The following is a 12725-nucleotide window of genomic DNA, read 5'->3' as shown; positions in this document are numbered from 1 at the left end:
ACCGGCCGGTGCCGGGGAGGTGCCGGCCGGCTCGACGGTGCGTGACCACCCCAGGCAGCACAGGAACGGCTGTGGGGGTGGTGGGTCCGCCGCCCAGGGTGCGGGTGGCGATGATGGCCGCCGCGACGAGATCACGGTGGCCCGAAAATGCGCAGTGTGGACAGGTCAGGGTCCGCCCGCGCGGTTTCGGCACACGGTGGCGGCAGGCCGGGCAGGTCGACGATGTGCCGCGTTCGTTGACGAGGTGGACGGTGATGCCGGCGAGGGTGGCCTTGTCGGTCAGGATGTGCAGGAGTCGGCCGATCTGCCACTGTCGCAGCCGCAGGTTGTGTCGCCGCCCCGCCGGTGTCTGAAGGACGCCGCGGGGGTCGCCGACGTGCAGGACCCCGACCCGCTGACGGATGGCCCAGGTGACGACGGTGCGGGCGGCTTCGTGTTGGGCCTGCCGTACCCGCCGCCGATGACGGCCCTCCACCTTTCGGGCGCGGGCCCGGTACTGGCGCCACCGGCGTGACCCTCGCTGGCCGGGTTTCGGCGCGCGGCGGGCGACGGCACGTTGGCGGGCTTTGGTGTCGGCCAGGTGCATGCGGTGCTCGGCGCGGATCGCCCGCCCCGACACCAGCAGCCCCTTCCCGCCGGGGCCGGCGACGGCGTAGGGGTGGATGATTCCCACGTCCACGCCCGCCACCCGGCCGGGCTCCGGCCCCTCACCCAGTGGGTACACCGCTACCGGAAGCTCGGCGGTGACGTCGAGGAACAGCCGGCGACCCTCACACAGCAGGGTGATCGAGCGAACCTGCTCCACCGGATACGGCGCTTGACGTGCCAGACGCATCCACAACGGCGTGGCGCCTCTCGCTGTGGGGATGCGCACGCGGTGGCCGTCGAGGGTGAACGTGCCGTGGTACCAGCGCACCGACACCAACCCCCGCCGCCGGCGCGGGAACCCCGCCGATGCGTCACCAGCCTTACGGCGTTTCGCCGCCGCGAACCACGCATCGGAAAACCGCCGCAACACCGACCGTGCAGCCACCGAGTTCAGCTCGGCGAAGGTGCCCGGGCCGGAGGCCGACAACTCCCGACACAACTCCTGGTAGCCCGCCAGTGGTGGGTCATGGCGGCGACGCCGCCACGCGTTGACCTCCAACACGCACGCCCACCCATCGCCGGCCGAGCGCAGCAGCCCGAAACACCGCCGCCGCTGCCCCGGGGTCACCCGCACCGCGACACGAGCGGTGCGATACACCACCGGCGGCGCGGCGGGATCCCGACGACGAGGCACGAACCGAAGCCAACCCCACGGGTACGACAATTTCACGGTCGACGAACCCGGCAAAGGTTTGTGGACACCGCACTAGCGGCATGAATTTCCTGCGGCAGGCGGACGAATCCGAGGCGCGGAAGTTCGGAGCTTGTAGGTTCTGGGCGCTTCGTCCAGCCCAGTCCGCACGTGTGCCTCTGACCTCGGGTGGTAGTCCATCGCTGTTCGGCTTCGGCACGGTCTGCCTGACCCTGTTGCTGTCACCGTTGCTGTCGACAGTGCAGGGCGACGGCACGGCTGACTCAGCGCCTACGATATGCCCGTGGAGGGCCTTGGGGCGGTCGCACTGGTGCTCTGCGGCGCGCTGAGTTGCCTGTTCGTCTGCCTAATGCTGTGCGCCGTCGCTGCGGCATGGGCCGCTTGGCCCAGCCGTCGCCAGTGACCCGTTGCCGTCACAACCAACCACAGAGGTTGAAGCGGAACATGGACGGGCGGTCGCATGACCTGCGGCGGCACGGCTGGCGCGCTGGCCACGCCCCGTCTCGTCTCAGGTCATTCGCCGCTCCTTGCCGACGTTCACGCTGTCTTGCGCCTCATGTGTGCCCCCGGACGACTCCTTGACCCCCACGCAACCAACACGCTCCCCTGAGCTGCTGCTTCGCAGCCCTTGGCCTGCCGACATGGTCCGTCAGCCTCCAGGCTTGTCCGTTGGCGTCCGCGCCGATCGTCACTCACTTGGTCACCCGATTGCAGGGGGTGGCCAAGTAAGATCCGGTAACCACGCCGGAGGGGGGCCAGATGGAGACATGGCGTTTCCTGGCGGGTGCCGCCATGAGCCTGGCTATGAGCCTCGTAGGTGTCGCCCTGGCCACCAACTTTCGCGGCGTGACGGAGTGGCACGTGCGGCGGTCGATGTCCACCGCGAGCGGGCTACGGCGAGTACCGCCGTGGCGCTGGCTACCAGATGTCCTGCACGAGGAGCGTCTAGCGCGCTTCATCCTGCTGGAACGGGTGATTGGCGTAGCTTTCGCTGTGGCCGGCCTTATGTTGTTGATTACTGCCGGCTACAGCGTCTTAACCGGTCAGCCAATGCGGACGGTGAAATAGGCGCCATTGCCCGGACGAATTGCCTCACTGTCTGCCGTCGACCCACCCCTCCTGGGAGCGGACCGCCGCCCGGCCCGCCACGTCAAGCGGACCTTGACGCTCGTACGGACGCTGGCGGTCGGGCGGCGGTCAGCTCGGCTTGCCCGGGTCGACGGCGGGCGGGATGGCTTCCCTCCGCAACCACCCACGGACGGTGACCCGCCGACGGAGCCCCGGCCATCCTGGAGCCGGAGTGCCCCGCCGGAGGCGCAGTAACCGCAACCCCGCGACCGCCGCCAGCCCGCCGACGCGGCCGGCGTGCGGCTCCCCTACGCCGCGCGGGCTCGTGGCCGCGCGGCCCGGCCGGCTGCCGGCCCACCACCACCCGGTCAACGCTGCTGCCGTTCTGCGGCGGCCCCCCGGGCTTCCCACTGTCCGCGCCAGCCGCCGGGCGTGTTGCGTGGCCGGAGTCGGAGCGCCAGCGGAGCGACGGACGCGCGCCCTGGCGGCGGCGTGTGTGGCCCGTCAAGGGCCACCTCGAAGACGTGCAGAAATTCTGAACGGGGATTATGGGAAGTGTTCCCGCCGGCCGAGCCTGACCCGACTTTGAACTGGCTCCGTGCCCTCATGTGGACCCGTCGACCCGGTTGGCGGGGGCACCTCTCTCGGCACCTGCACGGGCCGGCGTGGTGACCTGATTAGGAGCTCGGGTTCGTCCCTCATCCCCGTTCTGTCCAGCGTTCTCCTCGTGCTCGGTGGTCGAGCCTTGCCGTCAATGCAGCGGGTGGGAGGCAGCGTGAGCGAGGACCAGGACGTGACCGTCGGGGTCGACACGCACAAGGACGTGCACGTCGCGGCGGTGTTGAACCAGACCGGTCGGGTGTTGGGTATCGGTCTGGAAGGCAGCGGCAGCTACGGCGCCGGGTTGCTGCGGTTCCTGACCGACTACGGCCTCATCGTGGTCGAGGTCGACCGCCCGGACCGCTCCACCCGCCGCCGGATCGGCAAGACTGACACCATCGACGCCGAGTCCGCCGCCCGGGCGGTCCTGTCCGGCCGAGCCAGCGGCACCCCGAAGACCCGTCACGCCCAGGTCGAGATGATCCGGGCTCTGCGCGTCGCCCGCCGCGGAGCGATGAAGGCTCGGATTCAAGCCGGGGGTCAAGTCGAGGCGCTCATCGTCTCGGCCCCCGAACCCGTGAGACAGCTGGTGCGCGGGCTGGCGGGCAAGAAGCGCATCCGCGTCTGCGCCGCTCTGAGGCCTGGCACGGTGTCTGATCCGGCGACCGCCACCAAGGTCGCGCTGCGTAGCCTCGCCCGGCGCTGGCTCGCCCTGCAGGCCGAGATCGACGACCTTGACAGCCATCTGGCGGTCCTCGTCACCGCAGCCGCCCCGGATCTGGTCGCGCTGCCTGGCGTCGGCGTCGACACCGCTGGGCAACTCCTCGTCACCGCCGGCGACAACCCTCACCGTTTGCACTCCGAAGCGGCTTTCGCCCGGCTCTGCGGCGTCGCTCCCATCCCGGCCAGCTCCGGACGCACCGACCGCCACCGCCTACACCGTGGCGGCGACCGCGAAGCCAACCGCGCTCTCTGGCGCATCACCCTCGTCCGTATGCGCTGCCACCAACCCACCAAGGACTACGTCACCCGCCGGATCAGCGATGGCAAGACCAAGACCGAGATCATGCGCTGCCTGAAGCGCTACATCGCCCGAGACGCCTACCGGCTGCTCACGAACTCGGCATAGCCAACACTGATCTCGACACCACTCGCCAGATCAGGCACGCTGCACCGGTGGCGATCGACACCACCGGCACGTTCTGGCGCGGCGACGACTTCACTGACCTCGCCGACTACCTCCGCGAGTACCAGCCCGGCGGCTACCCGGTGGCTCGGGTCAAAGAGATGATCTGTCAACGGTGCGACGGCAAGACCTTCGCGGTCCTCGCTGACGACGAGAACGGGTGCGCACAGACACGGTGTCTGACCTGCGACGACGAGGCCTTGATCGCGGACAGTGCCGACTACTGGCAAGACGCCGACCCTGAGGAATGCGCCTGCCCGTGCAGCGGCGAAGCCTTCCAGGCCGCCGTCGGGTTCGCCCTGCGCGCCGACGGTGAAGTCCGGTGGGTCAGCGTCGGACTCCGCTGCACGCAGGATGGCACCCTCGGCGTCTACACCGACTGGAAGATCGACTACTCCCCGACCGGCCACCTGCTGATCGGCGCGGTATGACCCGCGCGGCCCACCCGCTCTCTTGACAGAAATAGGAGCGTCCGCTTCGCCGGCAGCCTGCTGTCCGACTGCCTGGGCTCGCATGATGGTTGACGAAACGGCGTCGGAGGTTGTTTGACGCCAGACCGAGATTGATAGGTTCTGGTGCTTGGGTCGATGGTAGGGCGAAGCCGTCGCGGAGGGGACGGTTCGCGTCTCAGGGTTCCGGCCGACGGGTGGCACGATGCGTGCGGTGAGTAGGCACTTGCTGGTGGCGCCCCTGCACGCCGTCGTCGCAGACGGTGGACTCGAGTGGGCAGCCGGCGCTGAGTCCTCCTTTGGTCTGCCCGAGGAGCCACCGGCGGCCCGTGAGCTGCCGACGGTGTCGCAGGTCCTGTCCGCGTTCCGGGAGGCCAGCTGTCACGGCGTGCCGTGGTTCCAGGTCGACGGGCATGATCTGACCCGCGATCTTCCGGGCTGTCCGGACCCGGCCACCTGCGCGTCGATGGGCGGCCCGGACCTGGGCGAGGTCAGTCTGGGCGTCGATGGCGCAGACGGTGACGAGCCTGTCGAGCTGGACCAGGCCGTGACCGACATCGGGTTCCGCAAGCCGTCCGGCACTGCGCTGCTGTCCGCAGTGGTGGCGCTGGCATCGCAGGCGGGGCCGCTGCTGGTCTTCGATGACGGCGGCGAGCATGTGTTCGTGGTGTCGCCGGGCGACGATCCGACCGACCTCGCTCAGCACTGGCCGTGGTAGCGATACCGCCCTGTTGATAGCTCTGCTTGCCGGCGCGAGCGGCTCTGCTCTCACGCTGCGTGAGCGGCGTGAACTTGCTGCCTTTGACCATTTTCGGTCAGGGCGCTCCGCAGTAGCTGCTCCGCGTTCGGGTTAGGAGTTGGGAGGTGTCCACCCGCCGAACCCCAGGTCGTCAATGCGGTCGCTGCGGAGCATGTCGGTGTCGACGGCCTCCAGCTCGTCAGCGACGTCTACCCACAGCTGCGTCACGGACTCCCACAGCGGTGTTGTGCCCTGGTGGTCCCGGGAGAACTCCACCAGGCATCCGTGTAGCGGACCCTCGCGTAGGTCTATGAATAGGCCACCTCCCCCACCGTCACCAGCGATAGGCAGCCATCGGGGGAGCCAGTACAACTGGGGTTGGAGGGTGCCGGCTGGCTGGGTGTTCTGGCTGGCCACGAATCGTGCCATCTCCTCACGCGGCCCCGGCGGGTACGACTTCTGTTGGACCTCCAGGTGCATCCGCCAACGCTCCAGAGCGATGGACGTGGGGTAGGGACTCGAGAAGTCAGGGATCAGACTTGCACTTGGTAGGCCGATACCGTGCCGGACTCCGTTGGACAGCCCCCACCAGATCCGAAGGTCGGCCGGGAGCGCCACCCCAAGGGCGGTTGCAACAGTGCCGATCTCGGCTGCCGTTGCCGGCGGGTTCAGCTCCGCACGGAATCGGGGGGCAAACCGCGACAGCCAATCCTCGATCCGATGCCACGCCCGCTCCACCTCGGTGTCGGTACCCATGCTGCGATCAAACCAGGCCGATCCGCCGAGGCATTTGCCGCGTCGCACCCGGGCGACCTGGCAACTGCCTTGTGCCGTCTCCACCGGAAGTAACTCGCGTCCGCGCATCGGCGGGCAGGCAACCGCGAACAGCAGGGTCGTGCCCGGTGTCACCGAGCGTGTCCGTCACGGTAAGGGCTGGTGTAACCCTTCAAGTGAAGTCAGCGTGTAACGCGTCAACTGGAGTACGACAATGGCCCTCCCGGCTTGTTCTCCGTCGGCTGAGGTGCGACACCCGTCCGCCCAGGTGATCTACGACGTGGGCACATGGAGCTCGGCGGACCGATGTGCGACCGGGCCTCATATCTCCCGGCGCAACGGGAGGCCATGGCCGTCAAGGATGAGGGGTGCGGCTCGCAATGTTGCGGCCACCCCGTCCCCTTGATCACCGATGAGCCGTTCAAGCGAGTCTCGAGATACGGCTTCAAGCAGTTCGCGAAGCCGGTACATGACGTCGGTATCACGGTGCACGGCCCACCACGGCGTCACCGGACGTCCGGTGTGGACGCCGGTGCGCCGCTGGCGGCGTGACGCCGTGACCCGGCGATCCCGGCGTCACGCGTACGCCTGTCGTCAGCGAGGTAGGGCCTGCTGCAGTTCCGCCCGCAGCGCCGGGGTGAGCATCTCCCCCGCCTGCTTGGCCAGCCGCGCCATCTCGTAGCCGACCACGCCGATGTCGGCGTCCGCGCCGGCCAGCGTGGCCAGGATCGACCCGTCGCGCACCTGCATGACCAGGAAGTAGCCGCGCCCCATCTCGACGACCGTCTGCTTGACCACGTCGCCGTCGAACATCTGGGCGGCGCCCGCGGTGATGCTCATCAGCCCCGACGTCACCGCGGCGAGCTTGTCGGCGTTGTCCCGGGGCAGATGGTCGGAGATCGCGACCAGCAGGCCGTCGGAGGAGACCACGATGGCGTGCGCCACTCCCGGCACCCGCTGTGTGAATCCGCTGACCAGCCAGCTCAGGTCGCGGGCCTCCTGGCTCAACGTCGTCATCGATCTCCTCCTTCGGGGCGCACGCCGCCGGGCGGCATGAATATCTCGGTGGTGTCCTCGGCTTCGGCCCGCCGGACGCCGCTGTAGAGCCGGGACAGCATGCCGCCGACCGCCTCCGGGTCCGGGTCGTGGCGTGCCGCCGGCTGTTGCGGCCGCGCCGGCTGGGTGACGGCGGAGAGCTGGGCCATCGGCACCCGTACGGGCAGCCCGCGGGCGTTGGTCCCGCCGGTCACCGGGACGACGGGCGGGGTGGGCGAGGTCTCCCGCGCCGGGGCCGACGCCGGGCCCTGGCGGGACCACCAGCCCCCGCCCGTGGGCGGCTCGGCCGGCGGCGCGGGCATCTCCTCGGCCCGCACCGGCCGGGTCTGGTGGGGCACGGCGGCCTCCGGGCGCCGGCCGGCCACCGGCATCTCGTCGGGCGACGGCGCGCCGGCCCAGGCGACCGCGGAGGTCAGCATCCGCGCCGGGGCGGACGCGCCCGGTTCCGTCGCCGGCGCCGGGGCCAGCAGGTCGCCGGGCAGCCGGATCCGGGCGACGAGGCCAGCGGTCGCGCCGCCGTGCAGCCGCACCTCGACGCCGAGCCGCGCGGCGAGGTGGCTGACCACGAACAGGCCCATCCGCTCGACGGTCGCAACGTCGGCCGCCGGTGGCGTGGCGAGGACGGCGTTGGCGTCGGCCAGGGCGGCCGGGCTCATGCCGAGGCCCTCGTCGGCGATCTCGACGACCGCGCCGGTGCCCTCGGCCCGGGCGGTGACGGCGACGACCGTGTCGGGGCGGGAGAACGAGGTGGCGTTCTCCAGCAGCTCGGCGAGGACGTGGACCAGCTCACCAACGGCGTGGCCGACGACGTGCAGGTCGGCCACCGCCTCGTGCCGCACCCGCTGGTACTGCTCGATCTCGGCGCTGGCCGCCAGCAGCACCGCGCCGAGCCCCACCGGCCGGTTCCACCGGCGCGTCGACTCGGTCCCGGCCAGCACCAGCAGGCTGTCGTCGTTGCGCCGCATGCGGGCGGCCAGGTGGTCGAGCTTGAACAGGTTCTCCAGCTGGTCCGGATCGCTCTCCTCGCGTTCCAGGTCGTCCAGCAGCTCCAGCTGGCGCTCGACCAGCACCTGGCTGCGCCGCGCGAGGTTGACGAACATCGCGTTGACGTTGCGCCGCGTGGTGGCCTGCTCCACGGCGACGCTGACCGCGCTGCGGTGCACCGCGACGAACGCCTCGGCCAGCTCGCCGATCTCGTCGAGCGAGCGGACCACCGCCGGCGGGACCTCGATCGTGGGGACGCCGCCGGTCACGGTGCGCAGCCGGTCCAGGGCCTCCGGCAGCTCGACCTGGGCGATCCGCAGGGCCTGGCCGCGCAGCAGCCGCATGGACCGGGCGATGGACCGGCCGACCAGGACGGAGATGAGCAGGGCCACCAGCAGCACCGCGACGACCACGCCGACGACCAGCAGCGTCGTGCGCAGCTGCGCGGCGCTCACCTCGTCGGCCTGTCGTACGGCGTCGTCGAGCACCGACGCCTCGACCCCGCGCAGCAGCTCCTGGCGCTGCTCGCTGGCCGCCCACCACTGTGGAGCGGGCAGCACGGCCGGCTGGGCGCCGCCCGTCGGCAGGCTCTGCTCCTCCAGCCGGGTGGCGGCCAGGAACGCCGGGTCCACGGAGGTCTCGTCGTAGCGGCCGATCTGCGCGGCCGTCGCGGCCACCCGGAACGCGCCCAGCGCGGTGAGCTGCTGGGCCCGCAGGTCGGTCAGGACCACCTGGTCCTCCACGCCGTACCGGCCGGACCGGGCGGCCTCGTAGAGCTGGGCGCGGACCCGGGAGGACAGCTCCTTGACGCGGGCGAGCTGGACGTAACGCAGCACCGCGTCGCTGAGGGCGGGCTGGTCCTCGCCGGGAGACGGCTCGGCGAGGAGGCTGAGCAGCGCGTCGACGGCGCGGTGGTAGTTGCTGAGGATGGTGTCGCTGCCCAGCACCGCCGGGGGGATCGCGGCCCGGATGTAGACGACCTGCTGGTAGGCCTCCAGCGCCTCGGAGTAGGCGACCCGCCAGGACGCGTCGGCGTCGGCCAGCGGCTCCGCTGCGCGGCGCAGCTCGCGCAGCGCCTGGTCGGTGGCGCTCTGCAACGGTTTCAGCGCGACGATGGCCGCGTCCCGGTCGGCGCCCGCGCCGCTGCGCCGCAGCTCGCCCAGCTCACCGGCGGCCCGGTCCCGCTCCTGCTGGAGCTGGTGGACCACGGCGGTGATCTGCCGGCCGATGCCCACCTGCCGGGCGAAGTCGCCGAGCGCGGTGGTCTGCCCGACCAGGGCGTGGGTCTGCACGCCGGCCAGCACCAGGAACGCCACCGAGGGGATGACCAGCACGGTGGCGAGCTTGGTGCGCATCCGCCAGTCCCGCAGCCGGAACGGCGAACGGCGCCGGTGCGGGACGACCCGGACGTCGAACCGGCGCCGGCGGTGGTGCGGCACCTCGCCCCGTGCCGGGCCCGGACCTGCGCCCACACCTGCCTCCTACGTCCCTCGCGTCCGCCGCGGCGACCCGGGGAACGGAGTCCATCCAATCAGGCCCGCGAGCTGTGTCAACGGGCCGGGCTGAGGTGCGGCTCAGGAGGGTGAGGCGGGCTCGTCCGTCCGGCCGATGTCGGCGAGCCGGGTCGCGTCGCCGACGCGGCCCAGCGCGACCAGCGCCGCACCGCTCGCCCCGACCTCCGGGTTGCGCCCGTGCCACACGGGCCGGGGCGCGAGCGCGGCGGCGAACGCCGAACGCCACCAGCGTGAGGCGGCCACCGCTCCCCCGCCGAGCACCACCTCGACCGGTTTGTCGACGGTGGACTCCAGCACCGTGAGGTCCTCGGCGACCAGGTCGCACAGGCCCCGCATCAGCCCGGCCAGGATGTCCACGGCGCTGCTGCTGAAGCTCAGCCCCCGCAGCTCGCCGGAGCCGGCCGGCACCAGGCCGGGCGGCCGGTCGCCGCCGAAGCGGACGTTCACCGGCAGGCGGCCGTCGGGTGGCAGCCGGGCCAGCGCGGCGTCCAGCTCCGCGCCCTCGGGCAGTCGCAGCTCCCGGTTGGCCCAGGCGAACAGGTTGCCGCCGGAGGAGTACGCCGCGCCGGTCACCACGTGGTCGCGGTCGACCCGGTAGCGCCACAGCGTCTCCGGCAGCGGGGGCAGCTCCTCGCCCGCCGGGCCGCGCTGCATCAGCCGGACCGCCGCCGAGGTGCCCACGGTCACCGCGACCCGGTCCGGGGCGACGCAGCCGGTGCCGACGTTCGACGCCGCGCCGTCGCCCACCGGCCCGGCCCACGGCGCGTCGGTGAGCTGGGGCCAGCGCCACGCGTACGCGGGCCGCAGCCGGCCCCGCCACCGCGCCGGGGCCAGCTCGGGCAGCTCCTCGGCCCGGCTGCCGGCCAGCGCGCAGGCCTCGGCGTCCCAGTCCAGGGTCCGCAGGTCCAGCAGCCCCGTGCCGGACGCCTGGGAGATCGACATCGGCGCGGCGTCGAGCAGCTCGCCCAGCACGTACTCGGCCAGGCCGGCGAACCGGGCGATCGGGCCGCCGGTGTGCTCCCGCAGCCACGGCAGCCGCATCGACCAGTAGCAGCGGTGCCACCACGTGCCCGTGCGCTGGTGGAAATCGTCCGGGTCGGCCGGCCCGGGCGCGCCGGGCAGGGCCACCGGCCGGGTGTCCAACCAGGTCAGCACCGGCCCGAGGGGCGCGCCGTCGGCGCCCAGGGGGACCACCGAGTGCCACTGCGCGGAGGTGGCCACCAGGGACACGTCCCGCAGGTGCCCCGCCGCGGCCAGCTCGTCCAGGCACTCGACCAGGCAGGCCAGGTAGCCGGGGCCGTCGAGCGTGCCGGTCCCGTCGTCGTGCACGACGAGGCTCACCCGGCGCCGGGCCAGCGCGCCGGGCAGCGGGCGGGCGTCCGCGTCCAGCACGAGCCCGCGTACCGAGGAGGTGCCCAGGTCGAGCGCGAGAATGTTCATCAGGCTCCTTCCGTGAATACCCCGGCCTTCAGGTCGGGGAGGAGACGGAATCTCCTGCGAAGTAGGTCAGGGGATAGCCGGTTCGCCGTCGAGGCGGACAGGCGTCCAACGCGCGACCCCGCAAATTCGGTTCAAACTATCCCGCTATGTTGTGGACATGGCCTCATGCGTGAAGCGGGCGTACAGGTTCCGCTTCTATCCGACTGCGCAGCAGGCGGAGTTGTTGAGTCGGACGTTCGGGTGCGTGCGTAAGGTCTACAACCTGGCGTTGCAGGCCCGGACTGAGGCGTGGTGCCAGCGGCGGGAACGGGTCAACTACCACGCGACCAGCGCGATGCTGACCGCGTGGAAGAAGACCAAGGACCTTGCGTTTCTCAACGAGGTGTCCTCCGTTCCGTTGCAACAGACGCTGCGGCATTTGCAGGGTGCGTTCGTGGCGTTCTGGGACAAGCGTGCCGGCTACCCGCGTTTCAAGTCCAAGCGCAGGTCGCGGGCCTCGGCCGAGTTCACTCCCAGCGCGTTCCGCTGGAGGGACGGCCAGCTCACTCTGGCGAAGATGATCGATCCGTTGCACATCGTCTGGTCGAGGTCGCTGCCCGAAGGGCAGTGCCCGTCCACCGTGACCGTGTCGCGTGACTCGGCCGGCCGCTGGTTCGTGTCCCTGCTGTGCGAAGACCAGGTCGCAGCCCTCCCGGCCACCGACAGCGCGGTCGGTATCGATGCTGGCCTCGAACATCTGCTCACTCTGTCCACCGGGGAGAAAATCGCCAATCCCCGGCATGAACGGGCCGACCGGGCCCGGTTGGCCCGCGCCCAGCGACAACTGGCTCGTAAGGAGAAGGGCTCCCGCAACCGGGCCAAAGCCCGCGTGAGGGTGGCCCGTATCCATGCCCGTATCGGTGATCGTAGGCGTGATCACCTGCACAAGCTCACCACTCGACTCGTGCGCGACAACCAAACGCTCGTGATCGAGGACCTGACCGTACGCAACATGGTCAAAAACCACCGCCTGGCCCGCGCCATCAGCGACGCGGCCTGGCACCAGTTCCGCGAACTGCTCACCTACAAGTGCGCCTGGTACGGCCGGAACCTGGTCGTGATCGACCGCTGGTACCCGTCGTCCAAGCTGTGCGCGACCTGCGGAACCGTCACGGAGAACATGCCGCTGAACGTGCGAACGTGGACGTGCCGGTGCGGCACCACCCACGACCGCGACGTCAACGCGGCACGCAACATCCTGGCCGCCGGGCTGGCGGTGTCTGCCTGTGGAGCCGGTGTAAGACCTCAACGGGACTCCTCCCGAACGGGGCGGTCGGCGATGAAGCAGGAAACCCCTTGGGCAACCCAGGGAACCCCCGTCCCGTAGGGCGCGGAGAATGTCAACGACGGTCAAGTTACCCGGTACGTCGCGCCCCGGCGTCCCAGCGGGTGGGCCGTACGCCCGATCGGCTTCCCGGCCTGCGGACCGCCGCGTAGGGTGGGTGCCATGCTCGCGCACCTGACCTGCTGGTGGCCCGCCGACCCGGCGGCCATCCCCCGCGCGTAGCTTCCCACGCGGCCGCCCGACGAGGCGGCCGCCGGTCTCTCCCCGGCCCTCCCGGTCGCCCCGCCCGGG

Annotated in this window: 10 protein-coding genes; 5 read left to right on the top strand and 5 right to left on the bottom strand. The window is 71.2% G+C overall.

Annotated elements, in window-relative coordinates:
- A partial coding sequence (locus ACZ6O2_RS27795; protein WP_466024931.1) for an RNA-guided endonuclease InsQ/TnpB family protein occupies positions 1 to 1216 on the bottom strand: 1216 nt, incomplete at its 3' end.
- Positions 1217 to 2059: 843 nt separating this feature from the next.
- On the opposite strand from ACZ6O2_RS27795, the gene ACZ6O2_RS27790 reads away from it, so the two are divergent.
- The 4 genes from ACZ6O2_RS27790 (at position 2060) to ACZ6O2_RS27775 (ending at position 5321) form a co-directional block, all read left to right on the top strand.
- Positions 2060 to 2368, top strand: a complete 309-nt coding sequence (locus tag ACZ6O2_RS27790; RefSeq protein ID WP_466024926.1) for a hypothetical protein — start codon at positions 2060 to 2062, stop codon at positions 2366 to 2368.
- A 763-nt stretch (positions 2369 to 3131) separates the two neighbouring features.
- A complete protein-coding gene (locus ACZ6O2_RS27785; protein WP_466024930.1) occupies positions 3132 to 4097 on the top strand; it encodes an IS110 family transposase in 966 nt (321 codons plus the stop codon).
- Between the two features lie 47 nt (positions 4098 to 4144).
- A complete protein-coding gene (locus ACZ6O2_RS27780; protein WP_466024925.1) occupies positions 4145 to 4585 on the top strand; it encodes a hypothetical protein in 441 nt (146 codons plus the stop codon).
- A gap of 250 nt (positions 4586 to 4835) precedes the next feature.
- Positions 4836 to 5321 carry a hypothetical protein gene (locus ACZ6O2_RS27775; RefSeq protein ID WP_466024924.1) on the top strand — a complete coding sequence of 162 codons (486 nt, stop codon included), beginning with the start codon at positions 4836 to 4838 and terminating at the stop codon, positions 5319 to 5321.
- A 132-nt stretch (positions 5322 to 5453) separates the two neighbouring features.
- Here the strand turns inward: ACZ6O2_RS27775 and ACZ6O2_RS27770 are convergent, their stop codons facing one another.
- From ACZ6O2_RS27770 to ACZ6O2_RS27755, 4 genes are all read right to left on the bottom strand, one after another.
- Positions 5454 to 6098, bottom strand: coding sequence for an SMI1/KNR4 family protein (locus ACZ6O2_RS27770; RefSeq protein WP_466024923.1), 645 nt, complete (start codon positions 6096 to 6098; stop codon positions 5454 to 5456).
- Between the two features lie 612 nt (positions 6099 to 6710).
- The gene (locus ACZ6O2_RS27765) at positions 6711 to 7133 is read right to left on the bottom strand and encodes a roadblock/LC7 domain-containing protein (protein ID WP_393268154.1); all 423 of its coding nucleotides are present in this window, start codon (positions 7131 to 7133) and stop codon (positions 6711 to 6713) included.
- Positions 7130 to 9628 (bottom strand): sensor histidine kinase, encoded by a 2499-nt coding sequence (locus tag ACZ6O2_RS27760; RefSeq protein WP_466024922.1) that lies wholly within the window; start codon positions 9626 to 9628, stop codon positions 7130 to 7132. Before ACZ6O2_RS27760 ends, ACZ6O2_RS27765 begins: the two co-directional genes overlap by 4 nt.
- A gap of 102 nt (positions 9629 to 9730) precedes the next feature.
- A complete protein-coding gene (locus ACZ6O2_RS27755) occupies positions 9731 to 11110 on the bottom strand; it encodes an FGGY family carbohydrate kinase (protein ID WP_466024921.1) in 1380 nt (459 codons plus the stop codon).
- 157 nt (positions 11111 to 11267) lie between these two features.
- On the opposite strand from ACZ6O2_RS27755, the gene ACZ6O2_RS27750 reads away from it, so the two are divergent.
- The gene (locus tag ACZ6O2_RS27750; RefSeq protein WP_466024920.1) at positions 11268 to 12476 is read left to right on the top strand and encodes an RNA-guided endonuclease InsQ/TnpB family protein; all 1209 of its coding nucleotides are present in this window, start codon (positions 11268 to 11270) and stop codon (positions 12474 to 12476) included.
- Positions 12477 to 12725: the final 249 nt, after the last annotated feature.

The organism is Micromonospora sp. NPDC048040 (genome assembly GCF_055587185.1).
The sequence above is the reverse complement of the archived record's forward strand: the minus strand, read 5'-3'. Positions and strand labels throughout refer to the sequence as shown.